The organism is Streptomyces sclerotialus (assembly GCF_040907265.1).
Taxonomy (GTDB): domain Bacteria; phylum Actinomycetota; class Actinomycetes; order Streptomycetales; family Streptomycetaceae; genus Streptomyces; species Streptomyces sclerotialus.
Genome location: NZ_JBFOHP010000002.1, coordinates 3,028,944 through 3,051,839, shown reverse-complemented (window position 1 = coordinate 3,051,839; position 22,896 = coordinate 3,028,944). Strand labels below are relative to the sequence as shown.

Here is a 22,896-nt window from a genome sequence, read left to right as displayed (position 1 = left end):
TCCGCGCTGGTTGCCGGGGGAGCGGTGATCGCGTCGGCGGTGGCCGTCGTGGTGGTGCTCGTCACGGCGCAGGGGCCCGAGCACGGCGCGCCCGCCGGGGTGCCGAGCGCGCGGGTGAGCGAGAGCCCGTCGGCGGAGCACGGCCGGGACACGCCGTCGTCCGCGCCGCGCCGCGCCGAGGACGGCTTCAGCTGGGTGCCCCCGGTGGGCTGGAACCGTACCGAGGAGTCCCCGCGGGAGATCACGTACAGCACCCGGAACGGCGCCGTGCAGCTCGGCGCCCGGCAGTCCCGCTCCCAGGGCGGTGACCTCCTGGCACGCTGGCGGGCGTACGCCGCAGAACAGCGCGGCCGGGTACCCGGCTACCGCACGATCCGACTGGAGCGCACGGCCTTCCGCGGGGACCCGGCCGTCGTCTGGGAGTATGCCTACACGCAGGCGGGCCGCCCGCACCACGGCCGGCAGCTCGGCTTCCGGCACCAGGGCAGGCTGTACCAGCTCAGCCTCTGGTACCGGGACTCGGCCGCGGCCATGGCGGTGGGCACCTACGAGCGGGTGACCTCGTCCTTCCGCATGACCTGAGCGCCTGCGTCACCGGTGTCGCCCGAGCTGCCGGAGCTGCCGGAGTCGCCCGAGCCGCCCGAGCCGCCCGCGCCGCTCGCGGCCACGGCGCCACGGCGCCTGCGGTCCCGCACCAGGCCGACGACGAGCACCACCGCGCCCACGGCCACCGACATGATCATCTGCTGCCGGCCGTCGGGGTTGTAGAACATGTAGCCCACGACGAAGAGGATCAGCGCGATCGTGGCGTACGTCAGGTACGGGTACAGCCACATCCGGACGGTCAGCCGCTCCGGCGTGTCCCGCTCGATGGTGCGGCGCATCCGCAGCTGCGAGAAGCAGATGACCAGCCACACGAAGAGCGCGACCGCGCCCGAGGAGTTCAGCAGGAACTGGAAGATCGTGTCCTTCGAGGTGTAGCTGAAGATCACCGCGACGAAGCCGAAGGCGACCGAGGCCCAGATGGAGACCGCGGGGACGCCGCCCTTGTTGACGCGGGTGAAGGACTTCGGCGCGTCGCCCCGCTCGCCGAGCGAGAAGGCCATGCGCGAGGCGGTGTAGAGGCCGGAGTTGAGGCAGGACAGGACGGCCGTGAGGACGACGACGTCCATCACCGTGTCCGCGTACGGGATCTCCAGCGAGCGCAGCACGGCCACGTACGGGCTGGCCTCGACGCCCTTGTCGTTCCACGGCAGCAGCGTGACGATCACCGCGATGGAGCCGAGGTAGAAGATCGCGATACGCCAGATGACGCTGTTGGTGGCCTTGCGGACGGCCTGCACCGGGTTGGGCGACTCGCTGGCCGCGAGGGTGACGATCTCGCTGCCCATGAAGGAGAAGACGACCAGCAGCATGCCGGAGAGGATCGCGCCGGGCCCATTCGGCAGGAATCCGCCGTCGCCGGTGAGGTGGGACAGGCCCACGGCCTCGTCGCCCGGCGGCAGCCCGAACACGGCCAGCGCGCCCGCCACGATGAAGACGACGATCGCGGCGACCTTGATGCCGGCGAACCAGAACTCGAACTCGCCGAAGGAGCCGACGGAGATCAGGTTCGTACCGGTCAGCACGATCATCACCAGCAGCGCCCAGGCCCACTGCGGGACGGCCGGGACCCAGCTGGTGAGGATGGCGGCCGCGGCGGTCGCCTCGACGGCCAGCACGACCGACCAGAAGAACCAGTACAGCCAGCCGATGGTGAAGCCGGCCCAGCGGCCCAGCGCCCGGTCCGCGTAGGCGGAGAAGGAGCCGGAGGTCGGGGAGGCGGCGGCCATCTCGCCGAGCATCCGCATCACGAGGACGACCAGCAGGCCGGTCAGCGCGTAGGAGATGAGGATGCCGGGGCCGGCGGCCGCGATGCCGGCGCCGGAGCCGACGAAGAGGCCGGCGCCGATCACTCCGCCGATGGCGATCATCGACAGATGGCGGTTCTTGAGCCCTGCCTGCAGGCCCTCCGGCGGCCGGCCGTCGCCGGGGTCACCGGCTGTCGGCTCGGCGGTCGTGCTCGGCGGGTGCGCGCCCATGTGCACCGTCCTTGTGTGGTTCACGGATGTGTGGAGCCCCTGGATGAGATCTTCCGAAGCGCTCGGAGGGGAAGGCCCGAATCCGTATCGTTAACGTCTTCGTGCGTTTGTACGGCGAACTTGTGTACGAGAAGTAACGCCGGAGTTTCCGTGCGTGGACTCGTAGGGAGACCCAACGGCGCTTACCCCGACCCCGCCGTGTCACACTCGTCGCATGCGCGTGTACCTCGGCTCCGATCATGCCGGTTTCGAACTGAAGAACCACCTCGTCGAGTGGCTGAAGGCCAACGGCCACGAGCCCGTCGACTGTGGGCCGCACATCTACGACGCCCAGGACGACTACCCGCCGTTCTGCCTCCGGGCCGCGGAGAAGACCGCCGCCGACCCGGAGAGCCTCGGCGTCGTGATCGGCGGCTCGGGCAACGGCGAGCAGATCGCCGCCAACAAGGTCAAGGGCGTACGGGCCGTGCTGGCCTGGAGCGAGGAGACCGCCAAGCTCGGCCGGGAGCACAACAACGCCAACGTGATCTCGGTCGGCGGCCGGATGCACACCCAGGACGAGGCCACCAAGTTCATCGCGGCCTTCCTCGCCACGCCGTACAGCGGCGAGGAGCGGCACACCCGCCGCATCGAGATGCTCTCGGTGTACGAGACCACCGGAGAGCTGCCCGCGATCCCGGCCCACCACCCGCAGCAGGGCTGACCCGCAGGACAGACCCCTCCGCAGGACAGGACCGACCGCAGATGCCCGAGGGGCACACGATCCACCGGCTGGCCGCCGACCACTTCGAGAGGTTCGGCGGCCGGTCCGTGCGCGCGAGCAGCCCCCAGGGCAAGTTCGCCGACGGTGCCGCGCTGGTCGACGGCCAGGTGCTGACGGCCGCCGAGGCGCACGGCAAGCACCTCTTCCTGGGCTTCGCCGGGGCCGGCTGGATCCACGTCCACCTCGGCCTCTTCGGCAAGCTCGGCTTCGGCGCGGCGCCGGCGCCGCCGCCCACCGACACGGTGCGGCTGCGGCTGCTGAACGAGACGCACTACGCCGACCTGCGCGGGCCCACCGCCTGCGCGCTGCTCACCGACGCCGACAAGCAGGCGATACACGACCGGCTCGGGCCCGACCCGCTGCGCCCGGACGACGACGGGGAGCGGGCCTGGCGGCGGATCTCGCGCAGCCGGACGAGCGTGGCCACGCTGCTGATGGACCAGAAGGTCATCGCGGGCGTCGGCAACGTCTACCGCGCCGAGGTCCTCTTCCGGCACGGAATCGACCCGTACCGTCCCGGCCGTGATCTGAAGCGCTCCGAATGGGACGCCATCTGGTCGGATCTGGTCGTCCTCATGCGCGAGGGCGTCCGCAACAACCGCATCGACACCGTACGGCCGGAACACGAGCCCGAAGCCATGGGCCGGCCGCCGCGCGTCGACGACCACGGCGGCGAGGTCTACGTCTACCGCCGCGCGCAGCAGCCCTGCCACATCTGCGGCACGGAGGTCCGCACGGCGGAACTCGCCGCGCGGAACCTCTTCTGGTGCCCGGGCTGCCAGAGGGCCTGACCGGACGGCCACGTGCTGCCCCACCGGGCCGCCGCCCGACTGCCGCGCCGTCTCGTGGCCGGTCGCGCAGTTCCCCGCGCCCCTGAGCTGCGCCCTGCCGGGCGCGAGCCCAGGACGTCAGAACCCGTGCGGCAGCCACGGCGTGACATCAGAGCCGAAGGCGTCCGACGCCTCGGCCAGTGCCCCGGGGCGCAGCTCCCGTACCCGGCCCGCTGCCGCCAGCGCGCTCAGCCGCGTGCCTCCCAGATACGCCGCGCCCAGCTCGCGTACCGACAGCGCCAGGTCCGGCGCGTCCGTCGTCCGCTCGCAGGACGCGCCCTTCGCGTCACCGGAGAGCCGCCACCGCCCCTCGTTCCACGGGCAGAAGGCGTCCCGCACGTCGAGGACGACGTCCACCGGCGCCGCGTACGTGCGTCCCGCGAGCGCGGCGCCCACCTCGACCGGGCGCAGGAACAGCCCCTCCCGCACCTGCACCCCGCACCGGCGGATGTCGGAGACCATGTGCAGGAGCGGGTCGTCGACCGGGCGGTTGTAGCTGACCAGGGTGGAGGTCAGGTCGACGGAGAGCAGGTAGCGCCACAGGGCCGCACGGACCACCGGGTCCAGCGCTTCGAGGTCGCGCAGCCGGACCGTGCCGTCCGGGCCGCTCGATCCCCACTCCGGCTTGACCGCGTAGCGCGCGTACCCCCGCACCTCGCCGGCCACCTCCGCCAGCACGCACAGCAGTTCCCCCGCGCCCTCCCGGTCGCCGGGCGGGTCCAGCAACGGCAGCCGCTCCCAGCCGGGCTGCCGGGCGAGCATCCCGGGGCGGCCGGCGACGAGCTGCGCGTACACCCGCTCGCAGTCGGCCACCGCCTCGGCGGGCGGCACGACCCGCAGGCGTACGCCGTCCGTACCGTCCGGCAGCGTCAGCGTGACCCGTTCCGTCTCCACCCGCAGCTGGGCCTGGTAAGTGGCCGTGCCGTAGCCGAACCGGCCGTAGATCGCCGGTTCGGAAGCGGTCAGTACGGCGAGCGGCTCCTCCCGGCTGCGCACGTCGTCGAGCTGTTGCCGCATCATCTCCGTCAGCAGCCCGCGCCGCCGGTGCGTCGCCTGCACGCTGACCATGGTCACGCCGGCCGCGGGCAGCAGGGCCCCGCCCGGCACGCTCACCTGGAAGCTGAACGCGCCCGCCGTGCCCACGACTTCGGCCCCGTCCCAGACCCCGATCGACCGGTCGATCTCGGTGAGGTCGCGGAACAGCCCGCGCTCCTCCGGAGACTCCGGCACCCCGCCGAAGGCACGCTCCAACTTGCCGTACCAGCCGTCCCATTCGGATGCGTGCAATGTCCGTACCTGTGTCGTCATAGCCCATGCGTAGCAGGCCGCGCCTCGCGGACGCGACTGGATTTCGAACACGTTTTCCTGGCAATTGCCGCGGGCGGCGTGCCACGAATCGACGCGCCGCCAAAGGGGTGGATATGGTCACGGGGCAATGGCGAGCGGCGCGGCAGCGGAGACCCTGACGGCCCGGGTGCGCAAGGCGATGCACCGGGCTCGCATCGGCGTGCGCAAGGCCATGGTCGACTACTTCCGCGGCGACGGCTCCGACTGGGTCGCGCTGGCCGCCCTGCTGCTCTCCGTACCGGTCCTCGCGGGCTGCACCGTCTGGCACCCCGACTGGTTCGCCCCGACCGCCCTGGTCCTGCCGATCGTCGCCGGCGGCCTGCTGCTGCGCCCCTCCAGCCTGCTGGCCCTGTACGGCGCCTCGGCGGTGGCCCTGATCGTGGAGGCGGCGCTGCTCGGCCCGTACGAGCAGGGGCCGGACCGGATCACGCCCGGCACGGTCCTGGTGGTCGCGGCGGTGGGCCTCCTCGGGCTGCTGATCGCGCAGTTCCGCAGCCGGGTGGGGGTGCCGTGGCGGCGCGGCGGCACGATGCTCTTCGACCTGCGCGAGCGGATCCGGGTGCAGAGCGCGCTGCCGCAGCTGCCGCGCGGCTGGCACCGGGAGATGTCGCTGCGGCCGGCGGGCGGCCAGTCCTTCTCGGGTGACTTCGTCGTCGCCTCGCGCACGCACGGCGGCCACATCCTGGAGGTCGTCCTCACGGACGTCTCCGGCAAGGGGATGGACGCCGCCTCCCGGGCGCTGCTGCTGTCGGGCGCGTTCGGCGGCCTGCTGGGCTCGCTGCCGCCGCACGGCTTCCTGCCCGCGGCCAACGGCTACCTGCTCCGCCAGGACTGGAGCGAGGGCTTCGCGACCGCCATCCACCTCGTACTGGACCTGGAGTCCGGGGACTACGAGCTGTTCTCCGCCGGGCATCCGCCGGCCCTCCAGCTGAGCGCGGGCAGCGGCCGCTGGGAGCAGAAGGCGGCGGAGGGGCCGCTGCTCGGCATCATGGACGGCGTCCAGTTCGACCCGATCAAGGGCACGCTGCGTCCGGGCGACGTCCTGATGCTCTTCACCGACGGGCTGGTCGAGGCGGCCGACCGGGACATCGCCGAGGGCATCGACCGCCTCACCGGCGAGGCCGACCGCTATGTGACCGCCGGCTTCACCGGTGCCGCCTGGCATCTGATCGAGGCGGTCGCCAAGGACGTGCACGACGACCGCGCGCTGCTGCTGATCTCCCGGGACTGAGGGCCTGCCGTACGTTCTCGGCGGGGCAGGGGCCGGGGAGCGCGGGCCCGGGTGAGCCCGCGCCGGGGTCAGGCGCCCTGTCCGGCCGCCACCGGCTCGGCCTCCGCCGGCTCCTCCGTACGCCGTGCGGAGCGTCCCGGCAGGATGCGCGCCAGCCAGTTCGCGCGCCCGGCGGCCAGCGGGCCCAGCACCGCGAGGATCAGGACGTACCCGGCGATGAACGGTGACAGCCGGCCGTCCAGACCGGCCGTCGCGGCCATCGTCGCCAGGATCAGCGCGAACTCGCCGCGGGCCAGCAGTGAGGTGGCGATGTTCGCGGCGGGCCGCGGCCCGAAGCGGTAGATGCGGGCGGCGACGAGCCCGGCGAAGACGTTCATCAGCAGCGTCACCGCCACCGCGATCAGCACCGGCCAGACGACGGTGGGCAGGTCGCCCGGGTCGATGGACAGGCCGAACGCGAAGAAGAAGATCGCGCCGAAGGCGTCCCGCAGGGGGTGCACCAGCTCGCGTATCCGCTCGCCGGAACTGGTGCTGCCGAGCATCAGGCCGACCATGAACGCGCCGATCGCGTCGGCGACCCCGAAGACCTCGGAAACGCCCGCGACCAGTACGGCCGCGCCGAGGAAGGAGATCACGAGGAGTTCGTTGTCGCGGGTGGCGATCAGCCGGCCGACCAGCTTGGTGCCCCAGCGCGCTGCGGCGGCGAGCAGCAGCAGGAACCCGAAGGCCTTGCCGGCGTCGACCGCTGCGGAGGTCATGGAGTCGGCACCGGAGATCACCGGCTGCAGGGCGGCCAGGTAGAGGGCGAGGAAGATGTCCTCGACCACGATGATGCCGAGGATCGGCCGGGTCTCCGGATTGCCGAGCCGGCCCAGGTCGACCAGGACCTTGGTGACGATGGCCGAGGACGAGATGCCGAGCACACCGGCCAGCACCAGCGCCTCCGCCGTGCCCCAGCCGAGCGCGAAGCCGAAGCCGAGGCCCGCGCCGACGTTCAGCGCGAGGTACGCGCCGCCGGCCAGGGCCATCTTGCGGCCGCCGGTCTTGAGGTCGTCCATGTGGAACTCAAGACCCAGGTAGAAGAGCAGCAGCACCAGGCCGAGCAGCGAGAGCATCTCCAGATCGTGCGGATCGGAGACGAGGACGTAACCGGGGGTGTTCGGGCCGAGCAGGATGCCGGCCAGGATGAAGAGGGGGATGGTCGGCAGGCCGATGCGGCCGCCGAGGCGGGCGAGGACGGCGGCGGCCAGAAAGGCTCCGCCCATGGCGACGAGGGTCTCCGCGTGTCCGATGGCTCCTCCAGAGGTTCGGGTGGGGCTCGGGCAAGGGCAATGGTCAAAACAAGGTCAAGAGAGCGTATGTAATTAGTTTACCAAACGACTTCTGGAGGGGTTCCGGATCGTCCGGGAGCCGCGGAACGCAAAAGGTGCGGGAGCGGCATCACTGCCGCTCCCGCACCTCGAGAGCCCGTACCGGGCGCCGCTTACGCCGCCGTGCCGCCGGCTCCGCGGGCCCGCGCCGCGTCGGCCGGGTCCTTCTTGAACGCCCAGGCCATCTTCGGCTCCATCGCGAACCGGAAGGCCCGCTGCACCGGTGGCGTGCACAGCGCGGTGACCACCGCGGCCGCGATCAGCGTCACCGCGATCTCACCCAGCGGCGTGTGCAGCCACTGGTAGTCGTCGAACCAGCCCCAGAAGCGCGAGCCCTTCGCCAGGAAGCCGTGCAGCAGGTAGCCGTACAGCGTGCCGGCGCCCAGCACCGTGAACCACGTACGGCGCTTCGGCACCCAGGCGAAGAAGCAGGTCACCAGCACCACCGAGCAGCCGAACATGGCCAGCGTCATGACCAGCCCGGACCACCAGGGAGCGCCCAGCTCCTGCGCGCTGTCGCGGTGGTAGAACCAGGCCGAGGTCATCCGGGGCGCCGCCCAGTACGCCATGACGACGGCCGACGCGAAGACCGGCAGCGAGGCCCACTTCACCGCGCGGCGCTGCGCCCACCGGAAGTGCTCGGGCTTCATGAAGAGCCCGATGACGAAGAACGGCAGGAACTGCAGGACCCGCTGGAGGTCCAGGTCGTCGCCGATGTCCGGCGAGATGGAGGCCAGCATCGCGATGGCCAGGGCCAGCGGGACGGGCCAGCGCACGATCTTCCACAGCGGCGTGGTGAGCCGCCAGACGAACAGCGCGACCAGGAACCAGGTCAGGAACCACGGGTCCAGCAGGCTGATCGGATGGCCCGGGTCGTGGTCGGCCCAGCGCTTGAAGAGGCTGTACGCCACCTCGAAGATCACGTACGGCACGGCCACGCCGGTGATCAGCCGCTGCAGCCGGTCCTTGCGCATGTCGAAGCTGCGCGAGAAGTAGCCGGAGATCAGGATGAACGCCGGCATGTGAAAGGTGTAGACGACCATGTAGAGCGCTTCGGCGGCACGGCTGCCGTCGGTCAGCGGCTCCCAGGCGTGGCCCATCGCCACCAGCACGATCGCCAGGTACTTCGCGTTGTCGAAGAACGGGTCGCGTTCCTTTTTCTTCGGCGCGGCCGGAGTGTCCTGCTTCTGCGCCGCGGCCGGGGTGTCCTGCGCCCCCGGAGGGGCGGCGACGGCCACGGATTCCGTGGCCGCGGGGAGTGGGCTTCGCCGGTCGCCGTGCGGGCTCGGACTGCTCGTCATGAGGCCTCCCGTCCGGAAACGGAACGGAAGGCCGGGGGCCGCACTGCGCGCCGTGGGGTCATGGCAGCGTGGAACATCTGAGGCACCTTAGTGGTGGACCGGAGATTGCGTAAAACCGTCTTCTTGTCGCCCTGGTATTTCTGCTGCTACCCGCGGAGATCGCGGACAGGCGGGAAGATCCGGCCTTTCTCCGACCAGGCGGATCCGTGCCCGCTCTGTACGGAATAATCCCACTTTAAAGGTTCATATGCCTCGGGGGTGCCCCGGAGGGAATGTCCCGCTGTGTGACGTTCTGCTCGCGTGGCCCTTCTCACGCGAACGGCTTTCCGGAATTCGAATTCCCGCGCGTGAAGTGGGTATACGCGGCGCGCTGGACGGCCGTCCGGAGGAAATGATCAGGCCGAATCGGCGGCCGGAACGGCACCGTTCAATTATTGCGCGCGGGCCGGTGGGGAGAGCTGTCCGGAAGACGCGGCAGTGCCGGAACTGCGTAAAGCCTTGGCCGATGATTCGTCACTCGTCTCCACCGGGTACTGACTTGGTGGCACGATGGGTGCCGGCGGGGGTATGCACGGCTGCATGCTTCCAGGGCCGGTGTGGCGTTCCGACCAAGGGTGTGATCAGTTGTGGAACTTTCCCTGTCTGTGGTGCTGCTGTTGGCGATCATCCTGATCGTGCTGCTGCGCAACAAGTCGCTGAAGTGGGGGCCCGCGCTCGTCGCCATCCTCTTCGGCTTCTTTCTCGCGTCCACCGGCATAGCCCCGTCCGTGAACCGTTTCTTCAACTCCGTCGCGGACACGATCAACAACATCAGCTTCTGACCGGGCGGTGTGACGGCTCCCGGTCGACGCGAACAGGGCACCGGACCGGCTCCCCGCGGCCCGGCGCCGCTCGCCTCGCTACCGCCGGCTCACCTCTGGCCGCGGGACAGCGCGTCCCGTACGGACTCCTCGCTGCGGCCCACCACGGCGCTCCCGTCGTCCGCGGTGATGATCGGCCGCTGGATCAGCTTCGGATGCGCGGCCAGCGCCTCGATCCAGCGCTCCCGCGCGTCCGCCGTCCGCTCCCAGTCCTTCAGGCCCAGCTCCTTCGCCGCGGCCTCCTGCGTGCGCGTGATGTCCCACGGCTCCAGCCCGAGGCGGTCCAGCACCGCCCGCAGCTCCGCCGCGCTCGGCGGGTCCTCCAGATAGCGGCGCACGGTGTACTGCGCGCCTTCCTCGTCCAGCAGCTGCACGGCGGACCGGCACTTCGAACACGCGGGATTCACCCAGATCTCCATGCCCCGCACCCTAGCCAGCCCGCGCGTACCGCGGGATACGACGAAGGCCCGGCCGCGCCGTCCTGCGCGCGACCGGGCCTTCCGTCCTGGAGCGGGCGACGGGAATCGAACCCGCGTAGCTAGTTTGGAAGACTAGGGCTCTACCATTGAGCTACGCCCGCATGCGCCGTGGACCGCGAAGCGGCTCCGGCACGGTGAGCATCGTAGCGGGTCCGGGCCGCCTGCCGCACACCCCACTCGTCCCTCGGATATCTGGCAGCCGCATGGCCTGCGGGCATGTACCCTACGTGTCGCACCGACGGGGTGTGGCGCAGCTTGGTAGCGCGTCCGCTTTGGGAGCGGAAGGTCGTCGGTTCGAATCCGGCCACCCCGACTGTCATGTGGCTTTCCAGCCATCCCCACTATTGCAATCATCCACCGCCCGGCCTGCGCAAACGGGTGTTGTCAAGATCGCATTGTGGGGCGCGTCGTGCTTGCGGTTACTATGCAAGCTGCGCGTCCGTGTGCCTCTCTCCCGGGCGCGATCCGCCGGGCCCGATACGCCACGCGCGTCTCGAAGGCCGGGGGATCTACCAGCAGAACCCCAGAAGTCAGCCCCAAGGAGACCGAACCGTGAAGAGCGCCGTGGAGACCCTGAACCCGACCCGGGTTCGGCTCACTGTCGAGGTGCCCTTCGAGGAGCTCAAGCCCAGCCTCGACGCGGCGTACAAGAAGATCAACCAGCAGGTCACGGTGAAGGGCTTCCGCCAGGGCAAGATCCCGGCCCGCGTGATCGACCAGCGGTTCGGCCGCGGTGCGGTGCTGGAGGAGGCCGTCAACGACGCGCTCCCGAAGTTCTACACCGAGGCGGTCAACGAGGGTGAGCTGAACGTCCTCGGCCAGCCCGAGGTCGACATCACCGAGCTGAAGGACGGCGAGCTGCTGGCCTTCACCGCCGAGGTCGACGTCCGCCCCGCCCTGGAGATCCCGGACTACTCCGGCATCGAGGTCGAGGTCGACGCCGTCGAGGTGTCGGACGAGGACGTCGAGAACTCGGTCGAGCAGCTCCGTGAGCGCTTCGCCTCCACCTCCGTGGTCGAGCGTGCCGCCGCCGAGGGCGACGTCGTGACGATCAACCTGCAGGCCAAGGTCGACGGCGAGGTCCTCGAGGACGGCGTGGCCGAGGGCGTCAGCTACACCATCGGCTCCGGCGAGCTGCTCGACGGCATCGACGACGCCGTCAAGGGCCTGGAGGCCGGCGGCGAGGCCACCTTCACCTCCGAGCTCAAGGGCGGCTCCGCCGCGGGCAAGGAGGCCGAGGTCACGGTCGAGGTCACCGAGGTCAAGGCCAAGGAGCTGCCCGCTCTGGACGACGACTTCGCGCAGCTGGCCAGCGAGTTCGACACCCTTGACGAGCTCAAGGACGACAGCCGCAAGCGCCTCGCGCAGATGAAGAAGTACGACCAGGCCACCCAGGCCCAGGAGAAGGTCCTGGAGGAGCTGCTCAAGCTCGTCGAGGTCCCGATCCCCGAGAAGCTGCTCGCGGACGAGATCGAGACCCGCAAGCACAACCTCGTGAACCACCAGCTCGGCCAGATGGGCCTCGACCTCGCGAAGTACCTGGAGTTCCAGGGCAAGACCGAGGAGGAGTTCGACGCCGAGACCAAGGAGCAGGCGGAGAAGGGCATCAAGACCCAGTTCGTCCTCGACGAGCTGGTCAACAAGGAGAAGCTGAACGTCAGCCAGGAGGAGCTCACCGAGCACCTCATGCGCCGCGCGCAGTCCTCCGGCATGTCCCCCGACCAGTTCGCGCAGGCCGTCGTCGAGGGCGGCCAGGTGCCGATGCTCGTCGGCGAGGTCGCCCGCGGCAAGGCCCTCGCGGTCGTCGTCGAGGCCGCCACGGTCAAGGACACCAACGGTGAGGTCGTCGACCTGGACGACGAGGACGAGACCGCCGAGACCGTCGAGGCCGTGGAGAACGCCACCGCCGAGGCCGCCGAGGCCAAGGACGAGCAGGCCGAGGACGAGAAGGCCTGAGTCCGCGCCCGGCCCGCCAGGGCCGGGACCCGCGGCCCCCACGGCCGCACAGCACGCTGACGTACGGGCCCGGACACGCAACCGCCGTGTCCGGGCCCGTCGTGTATCCGCGCTTCCCGCCGGCCCCGGGAGCGCACCGGGCACCTGCGCTCAGAGCGAACAGTTCTCGATGCGGGATGGCGCCCGCCGACCAGCGCGTTAGGGTCCGTAGATACGTGGGCAGGGGACTTTCCGACGCCGCGCCGGGGGCACCAACGCGGCGCCGGGCCCCGCGCCCCAGACGACGACGCTGAGACGGTCCTGAAAAGCCGTCCGACAACGAGCAGGTGGACACGTGACGATCCCGATGCCTTCCGCCGCCGCTGAGCCGACCTTCGGTGGCCTCGGCGACCAGGTCTACAACCGGCTGCTCGGCGAGCGGATCATCTTCCTCGGCCAGCCGGTCGACGACGACATCGCCAACAAGATCACCGCGCAGCTGCTCCTCCTGGCCGCGGAGCCGGACAAGGACATCTTCCTCTACATCAACTCCCCGGGCGGCTCGATCACGGCCGGCATGGCGATCTACGACACCATGCAGTACATCAAGAACGACGTGGTCACCATCGCCATGGGCCTGGCCGCCTCGATGGGCCAGTTCCTGCTGAGCGCCGGCACCCCGGGCAAGCGCTTCGCGCTGCCGAACGCCGAGATCCTCATCCACCAGCCCTCCGCGGGCCTGGCGGGCTCCGCCTCGGACATCAAGATCCACGCCGAGCGGCTGCTGCACACCAAGAAGCGGATGGCGGAGCTGACCGCCTTCCACACCGGCCAGACCGTCGAGCAGATCACCCGCGACTCCGACCGCGACCGCTGGTTCTCCGCCGACGAGGCCAAGGAGTACGGCCTCATCGACGACGTCATGGGCTCCGCCGCCGGCGTCCCGGGCGGGGGCGGCACCGGCGCCTGACGGCCCGGACCACTCACCCCCAGCCGACCCAGCCCACTTGATCGCCACCAGGACGGTGAACACCCAGATGAACAACTTCCCCGGCAGCGGCCTGTACGAGCGGACCATGTCCGAGTCCGCGGGCCAGTCGCAGTACACCGGCCCGCAGGCCGAGTCGCGTTACATCGTTCCGCGCTTCGTGGAGCGCACCTCGCAGGGCGTGCGGGAGTACGACCCGTACGCGAAGCTCTTCGAGGAGCGCGTGATCTTCCTCGGCGTGCAGATCGACGACGCGTCGGCCAACGACGTCATGGCGCAGCTGCTGTGCCTGGAGTCGATGGACCCCGACCGCGACATCTCCATCTACATCAACTCGCCCGGCGGCTCCTTCACGGCGCTCACCGCGATCTACGACACCATGCAGTTCGTGAAGCCGGACATCCAGACGGTGTGCATGGGCCAGGCGGCCTCCGCCGCGGCCGTGCTGCTCGCCGCCGGTACCCCCGGCAAGCGGATGGCGCTGCCCAACGCCCGCGTGCTGATCCACCAGCCGTACAGCGAGACGGGCCGCGGTCAGGTCTCCGACCTGGAGATCGCCGCCAACGAGATCCTGCGGATGCGCACCCAGCTGGAGGAGCTGCTGGCCAAGCACTCCACCACGCCGATCGAGAAGATCCGCGACGACATCGAGCGCGACAAGATCCTGACGGCCGAGGAGTCCCTCGCGTACGGTCTTGTGGACCAGATCGTGTCGACCCGGAAGAGTTCCGTTTCGGTTTGATCGGCCGATTGATCGCGCTGGTCGCGACTTGAGCCGGAGTGGCTCCCCCTTGGACCGAGTCGGCCGAGTCGGTTCAAGGGGGGCCCGCAGCGGGGGCCCGGCAAGGTACCGTCGATTAGGCAAGCACCCGGGTCCGTAGGAGCAATGCGGATCCCAGGCGAAGGGGAAGCACCTCGTGGCACGCATCGGTGACGGCGGCGACCTGCTCAAGTGCTCGTTCTGCGGGAAGAGCCAGAAGCAGGTGAAGAAGCTCATCGCGGGTCCTGGTGTGTACATCTGCGACGAGTGCATCGACCTCTGCAACGAAATCATCGAGGAGGAGCTCGCCGAGACCTCCGAGGTGCGCTGGGAGGAGTTGCCCAAGCCCCGGGAGATCTACGAGTTCCTGGAGGGCTACGTCGTAGGCCAGGAGGCCGCGAAGAAGGCGCTCTCGGTAGCCGTCTACAACCATTACAAGCGGGTGCAGGCGGGCGAGAACGGCGGCGCGCGCGGCAACGACGAGGGCATCGAGCTGTCCAAGTCCAACATTCTGCTGCTCGGCCCGACGGGCTCCGGCAAGACGCTGCTCGCGCAGACGCTCGCCCGGATGCTGAACGTCCCGTTCGCCATCGCCGACGCGACGGCGCTGACGGAGGCGGGGTACGTCGGCGAGGACGTGGAGAACATCCTCCTCAAGCTCATCCAGGCCGCCGACTACGACGTCAAGAAGGCCGAGACGGGCATCATCTACATCGACGAGATCGACAAGGTCGCCCGCAAGAGCGAGAACCCCTCGATCACCCGCGATGTCTCCGGCGAGGGCGTCCAGCAGGCCCTGCTGAAGATCCTGGAGGGCACCACCGCCTCCGTGCCGCCGCAGGGCGGCCGCAAACACCCGCACCAGGAATTCATCCAGATCGACACGACGAACGTGCTGTTCATCGTGGGCGGCGCGTTCGCCGGCCTGGAGAAGATCATCGAGTCCCGGGCCGGCGCCAAGGGCATCGGCTTCGGCGCGACGATCCGCTCCAAGCGCGAGATCGAGTCCAAGGACCAGTTCCAGGAGGTCATGCCGGAGGACCTGGTGAAGTTCGGGATGATCCCCGAGTTCATCGGCCGGCTCCCCGTGATCACCTCGGTGCACAACCTCGACCGCGAGGCGCTCCTCCAGATCCTGATGGAGCCCAAGAACGCGCTCGTGAAGCAGTACCAGCGCCTCTTCGAACTGGACGGGGTGGAGCTCGACTTCGACCGACCGGCCCTGGAGGCCATCGCCGACCAGGCGATCCTGCGCGGCACGGGCGCGCGCGGCCTGCGCGCCATCATGGAGGAAGTACTCCAGTCGGTGATGTACGAGGTGCCGTCCCGCAAGGACGTGGCCCGCGTCGTCATCACCGAGGAAGTCGTCCAGTCGAACGTGAACCCCACGCTGGTCCCGCGCAACCGCGGCGGCGAGTCGGGCGAGCACCACGAGAAGAGCGCGTAGCCCGCACCCCACGGCAGACGAGAAGGGGCTCCCGGCACCGGCCGGGAGCCCCTTCTCGTGTCACCGCTCCGGGAGTGTGACCAGCGGGGTCACTTCTTGACGCGGACATCCTTGCGGACCTTGCCGAGCAGATCGGCGGCGGACTCCAGGGTCCGCGCGGAGTTCGTCTCGCCCGGCATGACGACGCCGAAGGTGCTGTAGTCGGCCCAGGCGCAGATCGGCACCTCGGAGACCTCGCCCGGCTCCGGCTCCTTGGCCTTCGCCGTCTGGCACTTCACCAGCGCGCCGTCGCCGCCCTCGGGGGTGAACTCCTCGGGCGTGCCGACCAGCTCGGCGTCGCTGCCGTCCTTCGTGGCCTGCTTCTGCATGTAGAGGAAGAAGGCGTCCAGCGCCGTGCCGGGGTCGGTCATCGTCCCGTAGGAGCCCTGCAGCACCAGGCCCTCCTTGGGGTTGGTGCCGGGCGAGTAGACGCCCTGCACCGACGTCGGGTCCTTCATCGGCAGGTTCTTGGACATGCCGTCCTTGCCCGCGGAGGTCCGGCCCGAACCCGGCACCAGCTTGTACCCGGCCGCCGTGCCCGGCGTCGTGAGCTTGTGCGGGCCGTCGTCCTCCAGGCCGCCGCCCCCGCCGAACACCGCGATGGCACCGCCCGCGATCGCACCCACGACCACGACCGCGCCGACGATCAGGGCGATCTTCTTGCCCTTGCCGCCGCCGCCACCGCCGGCGGCCGGCGGGACCTGGCCGTACTGCGGCTGCTGCTGGCCGTAGGGGAACTGCTGCGGGAACTGGCCGGGCTGCTGCTGCCCGTACGGCGCCTGGGGCTGACCGTACGGCGCCTGCGGCTGACCGTAAGGCTGCTGCTGAGGGGCCTGCGGCTGGCCGTACGGCGCCTGGGGCTGGCCCCCGTAACCCTGCTGCGGGGGCACCGGACCGCCCTGCTGCGGGTAGCCGTAGCCCGGCTGCGGGCCCTGGGGCTGCGGCGGCTGCCCGTACGGCCCCGGCTGCTGGGGCTGCCCGTACGGGCCGGGCGGCGGCTGGTTGTAACTCATGGAGCGGTTTCCCCTCGTGACAACAGAACAACAGAGAGCTTTATGCGTTGCTCACATCCTGTACGACACCGGCCACCACCGGTGCCCCGGGGCCCAAACCGATTCGAGACTGCTACATGCGCGCCCGTACACTGAGCGTCGTGACCGAGACACCTCAGCAGAGCCCCACCTCCGGGCCGAACAGCAGCCCCACCGAACTGCCGACCCAGTACGCGCCGGCCGACGTAGAGGGGCCGCTGTACGAGCGCTGGGTAGAGCGCGGTTACTTCGAGGCGGACGCCAAGAGCGAGAAGCCCCCGTACACGATCGTCATCCCCCCGCCGAACGTCACCGGCTCCCTCCACCTGGGCCACGCCTTCGAGCACACGCTGATCGACGCCCTCACCCGCCGCAAGCGGATGCAGGGGTACGAGGCGCTGTGGCAGCCGGGCATGGACCACGCCGGCATCGCCACCCAGAACGTCGTCGAGCGGGAGCTCGCCAAGGAAGGCAAGTCCCGCCACGACCTGGGCCGCGAGGCGTTCGTCGAGCGGGTCTGGGACTGGAAGGCCGAGTCCGGCGGGCAGATCGCCGGGCAGATGCGCCGCCTCGGCGAGGGCCTGGCCTGGTCCCGTGACCGCTTCACCATGGACGAAGGCCTGTCCAAGGCCGTCCAGACCGTCTTCAAGAAGATGTACGACGACGGCCTGATCTACCGCGCCGAGCGCATCATCAACTGGTGCCCGCGCTGCCTGACGGCCATCTCCGACATCGAGGTCGACTACCAGGACGACGACGGCGAGCTCGTCTCCATGAAGTACGGCGAGGGCGAGGACACCATCGTCGTCGCCACCACCCGCGCCGAGACGATGCTCGGCGACACCGCAGTCGCCGTCCACCCCGACGACGAGCGGTACGCGCACCTCATCGGCAAGCAGATCAAGCTGCCGCTGACCGACCGCACCATCCCCGTCGTCGCGGACACCCACGTCGACCCGGAGTTCGGCACCGGCGCCGTCAAGGTGACCCCCGCCCACGACCCGAACGACTTCGCCATCGGGCAGCGCCACGACCTGGAGACCATCCAGGTCATGGACGAGCGCGGCGTCATCATCACCTCCGGCCCCTTCGAGGGCCTGGACCGCTTCGAGGCCCGTTCCGCGATCGTCGCCGCGCTGCGCGCCGAGGGCCGGATCGTCGCCGAGAAGCGCCCGTACGTCCACTCCGTCGGACACTGCTCCCGCTGCAAGACCACGCTGGAGCCGCGGCTGTCGATGCAGTGGTGGGTCAAGGTCGAGACGCTCGCCAAGGCCGCCGGTGACGCGGTCCGCGACGGCCGCGTCACCATCCACCCGGCCGACATGACCCAGCGCTACTTCGACTGGGTCGACAACCTCAACGACTGGTGCATCTCCCGCCAGCTGTGGTGGGGCCACCGCATCCCCGTCTGGCACGGCCCCGACGGACAGATGGTCTGCGTCGGCCCGGACGACGAGGCGCCCACCGGCGAGGGCTGGCACCAGGACACCGACGTCCTCGACACCTGGTTCTCCTCCGGCCTGTGGCCGTTCTCCACGCTCGGCTGGCCGGACAAGACCGAGTCGCTGGAGAAGTTCTACCCGAACTCCGTCCTGGTCACCGGCTACGACCTGATGTTCTTCTGGGTCGCCCGGATGATGATGTTCGGCCTGTACGCCATGGACGACGTGCCCTTCCGCACGATCGCGTTCCACGGCATGGTCCGGGACGAGAACGGCAAGAAGATGTCGAAGTCCTTCGGCAACGTCGTCAACCCGCTCGACTGGATGGACAAGTACGGCTCCGACGCCCTGCGCTTCACCCTGGCGCGCGGCGCGAACCCGGGCGTCGACGTGCCGATCGGCGAGGACTGGGTCCAGGCGTCCCGGAACTTCGCCAACAAGATCTGGAACGCCACCCGCTTCGCGCTGATGAACGGCGCGACGGTCGAGGGCCCGCTCCCGGACCCGTCCGAGATGTCGGCCACCGACCGCTGGATCCTCTCCCGGCTCAACGCCACCGTCGCCGACGTCGACGCGTACTACGAGGACTACCAGTTCGCCAAGCTCTCCGACGCCCTCTACCACTTCGCGTGGGACGAGGTCTTCGACTGGTACGTCGAGCTGTCCAAGACCACCTTCATGGCGGGCGGCGAGGGCGCCAAGGTCTCGGCGCGCGTCCTCGGTGAGGTGCTGGACGTCATGCTGCGGCTGCTGCACCCGATCATGCCCTTCGTCACCGAGGCGCTGTGGACCACGCTCACGGGCAAGGAGTCCGTCGTCATCGCCGACTGGCCCGCCACTGTGCTTGTTTCCGGGGCTGACGCCCCGGGCGGCTTCCGCGACCCGGCGGCGGAGAAGGAGATCGAGACGGTCCAGCAGGTCGTCACCGAGGTCCGCCGCTTCCGCTCCGACCAGGGCCTCCAGCCCGGCCAGCGGGTCCCGGCCCAGCTCGACCTCGCGGGCACGGCACTCGCCGCGCACGAGGCCGCGATGCGCTCCCTGCTCCGCCTGCAGCCCGCCGGTGACGACTTCACCGCCACCGCCTCCCTGCCGGTGGCCGGCGCGACCGTCGCGCTGGACCTCTCCGGCGCGATCGACATCGAGGCCGAGCGCAAGCGCCTGGCCAAGGACCTCGCCGCCGCCGAGAAGGAGAAGGCACAGACCACCGCCAAGCTCGGCAACGAAGCGTTCCTCGCCAAGGCGCCGGAGAAGGTCGTCGACAAGATCCGGACCCGGCTGGAGGCCGCCGAGGCCGACATCGTCCGCATCACCGCCCAGCTGGAGCGCCTGCCGAAGGCGTAACGCACCGGCACCGCCGCCGAGGCCCCCGCACCCAGGAAACCCCCGGGTGCGGGGGCCTCGCGCACGCCCGGCGCGTGGCCTTGTGCATGCCCGGCGCGTGGCCTTGTGCATGCCCGGCGCGTGGCCTTGTGCATGCCCGGCGCATGGTCTTGCGCATGCCCCGCGCGGGCCCGCCGCATAACGTAGCGATTGTCGACATACGCGTATCGTTTTCTCATCCCGCTCTCATCGAGCGGAGTGACGCTGGGGGCCATGAACAAACCCCTGCGACGCGTCTCCGTCTTCTGCATCGCCCTCGTCCTCGCCCTCATGGGCTGGGCCACCTGGATACAGGGCGCGAAGGCGGACTCCCTCGCGGACGACGAGCACAATCCGCGGGTCAGCATTCAGAAGTACTCCCGCCCGCTGGGCAACATCCTCGTCGACGGCCGCCCGGTGACCGGCTCCACCAAGACCGGCGGAACCCTCGCCTACAAGCGGACCTACACCGACGGCCCGCTGTACGCGCCGCTCACCGGCTACACCTCACAGATCTACGGCTCCACCCAGCTGGAAGCCCTCTACGGCGACGTACTGGACGGCTCCGACACCCGCCTGCAGTCCCCCGTCGACCTGGTCTCCCGTGAACGGGCCAAGGGCGGCGACGTGGCGACGACCTTCGACTCCAAGGTCCAGAAGGCCGGGTACGAGGCGCTCGGCAACAAGACGGGGGCCGCGGTCGCCCTCGACCCGGCCACCGGCCGGATCCTCGGCATGGTCTCCACCCCCTCCTACGACCCGGGGAAGTTCGCCGGCCAGTCCACCGCCGACCAGAAGGCCTGGGCCGAGATGACCGGCGACGACGCACAGCCGCATCTCAACCGCGCGCTGCGCCAGACCTATCCGCCCGGCTCCACCTTCAAGCTGGTCGTCGCGGCCGCCGCACTGGAGAACGGCCTCTACTCCTCCGTGGACGAGCGCACCGACAGCCCCAACCCGTACCGGCTGCCGAACACCCGCACCGACCTCACCAACGAGAACCCCGCCGCGCCCTGTGAGGACGCCACCCTCCGCACCGCCCTGCAGTACTCCTGCAACAACGTCTTCGGCAAGCTCGCCGCCGACCTGGGCGAGAAGAAGGTCAAGGAGCAGGCGGAGAAGTTCGGCTTCAACGACGCCAAGATCGACGTGCCGGTCCGCGCCGCCAAGAGCAGCTACCCCTCCGGCATGGACTCCGCCCAGACCGCCCTGTCGGGCATCGGCCAGTTCGACGACCAGGCCACCCCGCTGCAGATGGCCATGGTCGTCTCGGCCATCGCCAACGGCGGCGAACTGAAGACCCCGTACGAGGTCGACAAGATCACCGACGGCGACGGCAACACCGTCCAGGAGAACGCACCCAAGACCTACGGCACCGCCATGTCCAAGGAGAACGCCGAACAGCTCCGGTCGGCCATGCAGACCGTCGTCGAGAAGGGCACCGGCTCCGGCGCGAAGATCGACGGCCTCACCGTCGGCGGCAAGACCGGCACCGCCCAGCACGGCGTGGACAACAGCGGCATGCCGTACGCCTGGTTCGTCTCCTACGCCGAGGACGCCGAAGGCCACCAGGTCGCCGTGGCCTCGGTCGTCGAGGACAGCGACGCGGCCCGCAACGAAATCTCCGGCGGCGGCCTGGCGGGCCCGGTCGCCAAGGCGATGATGAAGGCGGCTCTGAAATGACCCTCAGCTGCGGGCAGTCGTGCCGCTAGGGTGCGGGCAGTCGTGCCGCTAGGGGCGATGGGGGCCCCTGATACCCCGGCGCGTAGGCGGCGGCCCCGTCGCTTTCCTGGGACTGGCGGGACTCGCCGCTGAAGGTGAGTCCCGCCAGTCACGGGAAAGCGTGGCGTCGGCGACGGTGCGGCCCAGCGGCCCGGCGACGGCCAGGGTGTGCCACGGGTCGGGCGGTGTGCCACGGGTCGGGTTGCGGGTCGCACCGAAGACCGGAGCGAGACCGGATCGAAGTGTGCGAATCGCCGTTCGCCGCCTCCTCCCTACCTCGGCAACGATTACGGAACGTGAAAAGGTCCCCTGGTCAATCGCATAGTGTAATCGTACGCCCTGTGAGGGAATGGCGGGCACTCTCCTAGACTGGAGCTGTGAGCGAGCAGCCCCAGAATGACGACCCCGACCCGATCCCGGACCCGGACGAGGTCTCCGACGCCTTCGAGGAGATGGTCGGCGCCGAGACCGACCGCGACCCCGATCTCGCGGTGATCGAGGCCGGCAGCCGCACGCTGCGGGCCCAGGCCGGGCCGCCGACGAGTGACGTGCCGGCGCGTCCCGAGGACCCCGAGGTGGACCGCGCGCTGCGTGCGGTGGAGACCGAGCTGGCGACGCGCTGGGGCGAGACCAAGCTCGACCCGTCGGTGCGGCGCATCGCGGCGCTGATGGACATCCTGGGGGAGCCGCAGCGCTCGTACCGCTCGATCCACATCACCGGCACCAACGGCAAGACCAGCACGGCCCGCATGATCGAGGCCCTGCTGGCCGCCTTCGACCTGCGTACCGGCCGCTACACCAGCCCGCACGTCCAGTCGATCACCGAGCGGATCAGCCTGGACGGCGCGCCGATCTCCGCCGAGAAGTTCATCGAGACGTACGAGGACATCAAGCCGTACGTGGAGATGGTGGACGAGCGGGAGGACTACCGGCTGTCCTTCTTCGAGGTGATGACCGGGATGGCGTACGCGGCGTTCGCGGACGCGCCGGTGGACATCGCGGTCGTCGAGGTCGGGATGGGGGGCAAGTGGGACGCCACGAATGTGATCGACGGTGACGTCGCCGTCGTGACGCCCATTTCGCTCGACCACACCGACCGGCTCGGTGACACGCCGGAGGCGATCGCGGGGGAGAAGTCCGGGATCATCAAGAAGGACGCCACGGTCGTGCTCGCGCAGCAGCCCGTCGAGGCGGCCTCGGTGATGCTGAAGCACGCGGTCGAGGTGGACGCCACGGTCGCCCGCGAGGGCATGGAGTTCGGTGTGCTCGCCCGCGAGCAGGCGGTCGGCGGGCAGCTGCTGACGCTGCGCGGTCTGGGCGGCGAGTACACCGACATCTTCCTGCCGCTGTACGGCGCGCACCAGGCGCACAACGCGGCCGTGGCGCTCGCCGCGGTGGAGGCGTTCTTCGGGATCGGTACGGAGCACGCCCGCACGCTGGACATCGACACGATCCGTTCCGCGTTCGCCTCGGTGTCCTCGCCCGGCCGCATGGAGGTCGTACGCCGGAGCCCCACGGTGGTGCTGGACGCGGCGCACAATCCCGCGGGTGCCCTGGCGACCGCCGAAGCGGTGACCGAGGCGTTCGGTTTCAGCCGTCTTGTGGGTGTGGTCGGCGCGAGTGGGGACAAGGACGTACGCGGGCTGCTGGAGGCCTTCGAGCCGATCTTCGCCGAGGTCGTGGTGACGCGGAACTCCACGCCGCGTTCGATGGACCCGGACGAGCTGGCCGCCCTCGCCGTCGAGGTGTTCGGGGCGGAGCGCGTGCAGGTCGAGCCGCGGCTCGACGACGCCCTGGAGGCGGCCATCACGCTGGCCGAGGAAGAGGGCGAGTACAGCGGCGCCGGGGTGCTGGTCACCGGCTCCGTGATCACGGTCGGCGAGGCCCGGCTGCTCCTGGGAAGGAACTGAC

Annotated in this window: 18 protein-coding genes and 2 tRNA genes; 13 read left to right on the top strand and 7 right to left on the bottom strand. The window is 70.1% G+C overall.

What is annotated here, in order from left to right:
• The first annotated feature begins 24 nt into the window (after positions 1-24).
• Complete coding sequence (locus AAC944_RS13585; RefSeq protein WP_368397177.1) at positions 25-582, top strand: serine/threonine kinase C-terminal domain-containing protein; 558 nt, start codon at positions 25-27, stop codon at positions 580-582.
• Here AAC944_RS13585 and AAC944_RS13580 read toward each other — a convergent pair.
• Positions 546-2,081 (bottom strand): amino acid permease, encoded by a 1,536-nt coding sequence (locus AAC944_RS13580; protein WP_030614837.1) that lies wholly within the window; start codon positions 2,079-2,081, stop codon positions 546-548. The genes AAC944_RS13585 and AAC944_RS13580 overlap by 37 nt on opposite strands.
• 214 nt (positions 2,082-2,295) lie before the next feature.
• Here AAC944_RS13580 and AAC944_RS13575 point away from each other — a divergent pair, with 214 nt between their 5' ends.
• Both AAC944_RS13575 and AAC944_RS13570 read left to right on the top strand, forming a co-directional pair.
• Positions 2,296-2,784: a ribose-5-phosphate isomerase gene (locus AAC944_RS13575; protein ID WP_030614835.1), complete on the top strand. Its 489-nt coding sequence runs from the start codon at positions 2,296-2,298 to the stop codon at positions 2,782-2,784.
• Between the two features lie 41 nt (positions 2,785-2,825).
• Positions 2,826-3,635: an Fpg/Nei family DNA glycosylase gene (locus tag AAC944_RS13570; protein ID WP_030614832.1), complete on the top strand. Its 810-nt coding sequence runs from the start codon at positions 2,826-2,828 to the stop codon at positions 3,633-3,635.
• 117 nt (positions 3,636-3,752) lie between these two features.
• Here the strand turns inward: AAC944_RS13570 and AAC944_RS13565 are convergent, their stop codons facing one another.
• Entirely contained in the window at positions 3,753-4,982 is a 1,230-nt protein-coding gene (locus tag AAC944_RS13565; protein WP_030614829.1) for a GNAT family N-acetyltransferase, read from the bottom strand.
• Between the two features lie 127 nt (positions 4,983-5,109).
• On the opposite strand from AAC944_RS13565, the gene AAC944_RS13560 reads away from it, so the two are divergent.
• A complete protein-coding gene (locus AAC944_RS13560; RefSeq protein WP_030614826.1) occupies positions 5,110-6,252 on the top strand; it encodes a SpoIIE family protein phosphatase in 1,143 nt (380 codons plus the stop codon).
• 68 nt (positions 6,253-6,320) lie between these two features.
• On the opposite strand, the gene AAC944_RS13555 is transcribed toward AAC944_RS13560, so the two are convergent.
• Positions 6,321-7,517: a cation:proton antiporter gene (locus AAC944_RS13555; protein ID WP_030614824.1), complete on the bottom strand. Its 1,197-nt coding sequence runs from the start codon at positions 7,515-7,517 to the stop codon at positions 6,321-6,323.
• Positions 7,518-7,735: 218 nt separating this feature from the next.
• Positions 7,736-8,923, bottom strand: a complete 1,188-nt coding sequence (locus AAC944_RS13550; protein ID WP_030614822.1) for an acyltransferase family protein — start codon at positions 8,921-8,923, stop codon at positions 7,736-7,738.
• A gap of 626 nt (positions 8,924-9,549) precedes the next feature.
• Here AAC944_RS13550 and AAC944_RS13545 point away from each other — a divergent pair.
• The gene (locus AAC944_RS13545) at positions 9,550-9,744 is read left to right on the top strand and encodes a hypothetical protein (protein ID WP_030614819.1); all 195 of its coding nucleotides are present in this window, start codon (positions 9,550-9,552) and stop codon (positions 9,742-9,744) included.
• An 89-nt stretch (positions 9,745-9,833) separates the two neighbouring features.
• Here the strand turns inward: AAC944_RS13545 and AAC944_RS13540 are convergent, their stop codons facing one another.
• Positions 9,834-10,202 carry an arsenate reductase family protein gene (locus tag AAC944_RS13540; RefSeq protein ID WP_030614817.1) on the bottom strand — a complete coding sequence of 123 codons (369 nt, stop codon included), beginning with the start codon at positions 10,200-10,202 and terminating at the stop codon, positions 9,834-9,836.
• Positions 10,203-10,289: 87 nt separating this feature from the next.
• Positions 10,290-10,363 (bottom strand) — tRNA-Gly (locus AAC944_RS13535).
• 138 nt (positions 10,364-10,501) lie between these two features.
• On the opposite strand from AAC944_RS13535, the gene AAC944_RS13530 reads away from it, so the two are divergent.
• From AAC944_RS13530 to clpX, 5 genes are all read left to right on the top strand, one after another.
• Positions 10,502-10,575 (top strand) — tRNA-Pro (locus AAC944_RS13530).
• A 239-nt stretch (positions 10,576-10,814) separates the two neighbouring features.
• Positions 10,815-12,218, top strand: a complete 1,404-nt coding sequence (gene tig / locus AAC944_RS13525) for a trigger factor (protein ID WP_030614815.1) — start codon at positions 10,815-10,817, stop codon at positions 12,216-12,218.
• A gap of 346 nt (positions 12,219-12,564) precedes the next feature.
• Positions 12,565-13,167: an ATP-dependent Clp protease proteolytic subunit gene (locus AAC944_RS13520; RefSeq protein WP_030614813.1), complete on the top strand. Its 603-nt coding sequence runs from the start codon at positions 12,565-12,567 to the stop codon at positions 13,165-13,167.
• Positions 13,168-13,234: 67 nt separating this feature from the next.
• The gene (locus tag AAC944_RS13515) at positions 13,235-13,927 is read left to right on the top strand and encodes an ATP-dependent Clp protease proteolytic subunit (RefSeq protein WP_030614811.1); all 693 of its coding nucleotides are present in this window, start codon (positions 13,235-13,237) and stop codon (positions 13,925-13,927) included.
• A gap of 175 nt (positions 13,928-14,102) precedes the next feature.
• The gene (clpX, locus tag AAC944_RS13510) at positions 14,103-15,392 is read left to right on the top strand and encodes an ATP-dependent Clp protease ATP-binding subunit ClpX (RefSeq protein WP_030614795.1); all 1,290 of its coding nucleotides are present in this window, start codon (positions 14,103-14,105) and stop codon (positions 15,390-15,392) included.
• 89 nt (positions 15,393-15,481) lie between these two features.
• On the opposite strand, the gene AAC944_RS13505 is transcribed toward clpX, so the two are convergent.
• A complete protein-coding gene (locus AAC944_RS13505; protein WP_030614792.1) occupies positions 15,482-16,444 on the bottom strand; it encodes a hypothetical protein in 963 nt (320 codons plus the stop codon).
• Positions 16,445-16,584: 140 nt separating this feature from the next.
• Here AAC944_RS13505 and AAC944_RS13500 point away from each other — a divergent pair, with 140 nt between their 5' ends.
• The 3 genes from AAC944_RS13500 (at position 16,585) to folC (ending at position 22,895) form a co-directional block, all read left to right on the top strand.
• On the top strand, positions 16,585-19,245 hold the full coding sequence (locus tag AAC944_RS13500; protein WP_030614789.1) for a valine--tRNA ligase: 2,661 nt from the start codon (positions 16,585-16,587) through the stop codon (positions 19,243-19,245).
• Between the two features lie 252 nt (positions 19,246-19,497).
• On the top strand, positions 19,498-20,946 hold the full coding sequence (locus AAC944_RS13495) for a peptidoglycan D,D-transpeptidase FtsI family protein (RefSeq protein ID WP_030614786.1): 1,449 nt from the start codon (positions 19,498-19,500) through the stop codon (positions 20,944-20,946).
• 416 nt (positions 20,947-21,362) lie between these two features.
• On the top strand, positions 21,363-22,895 hold the full coding sequence (folC, locus tag AAC944_RS13490) for a bifunctional tetrahydrofolate synthase/dihydrofolate synthase (protein ID WP_030614783.1): 1,533 nt from the start codon (positions 21,363-21,365) through the stop codon (positions 22,893-22,895).
• Position 22,896: the final 1 nt, after the last annotated feature.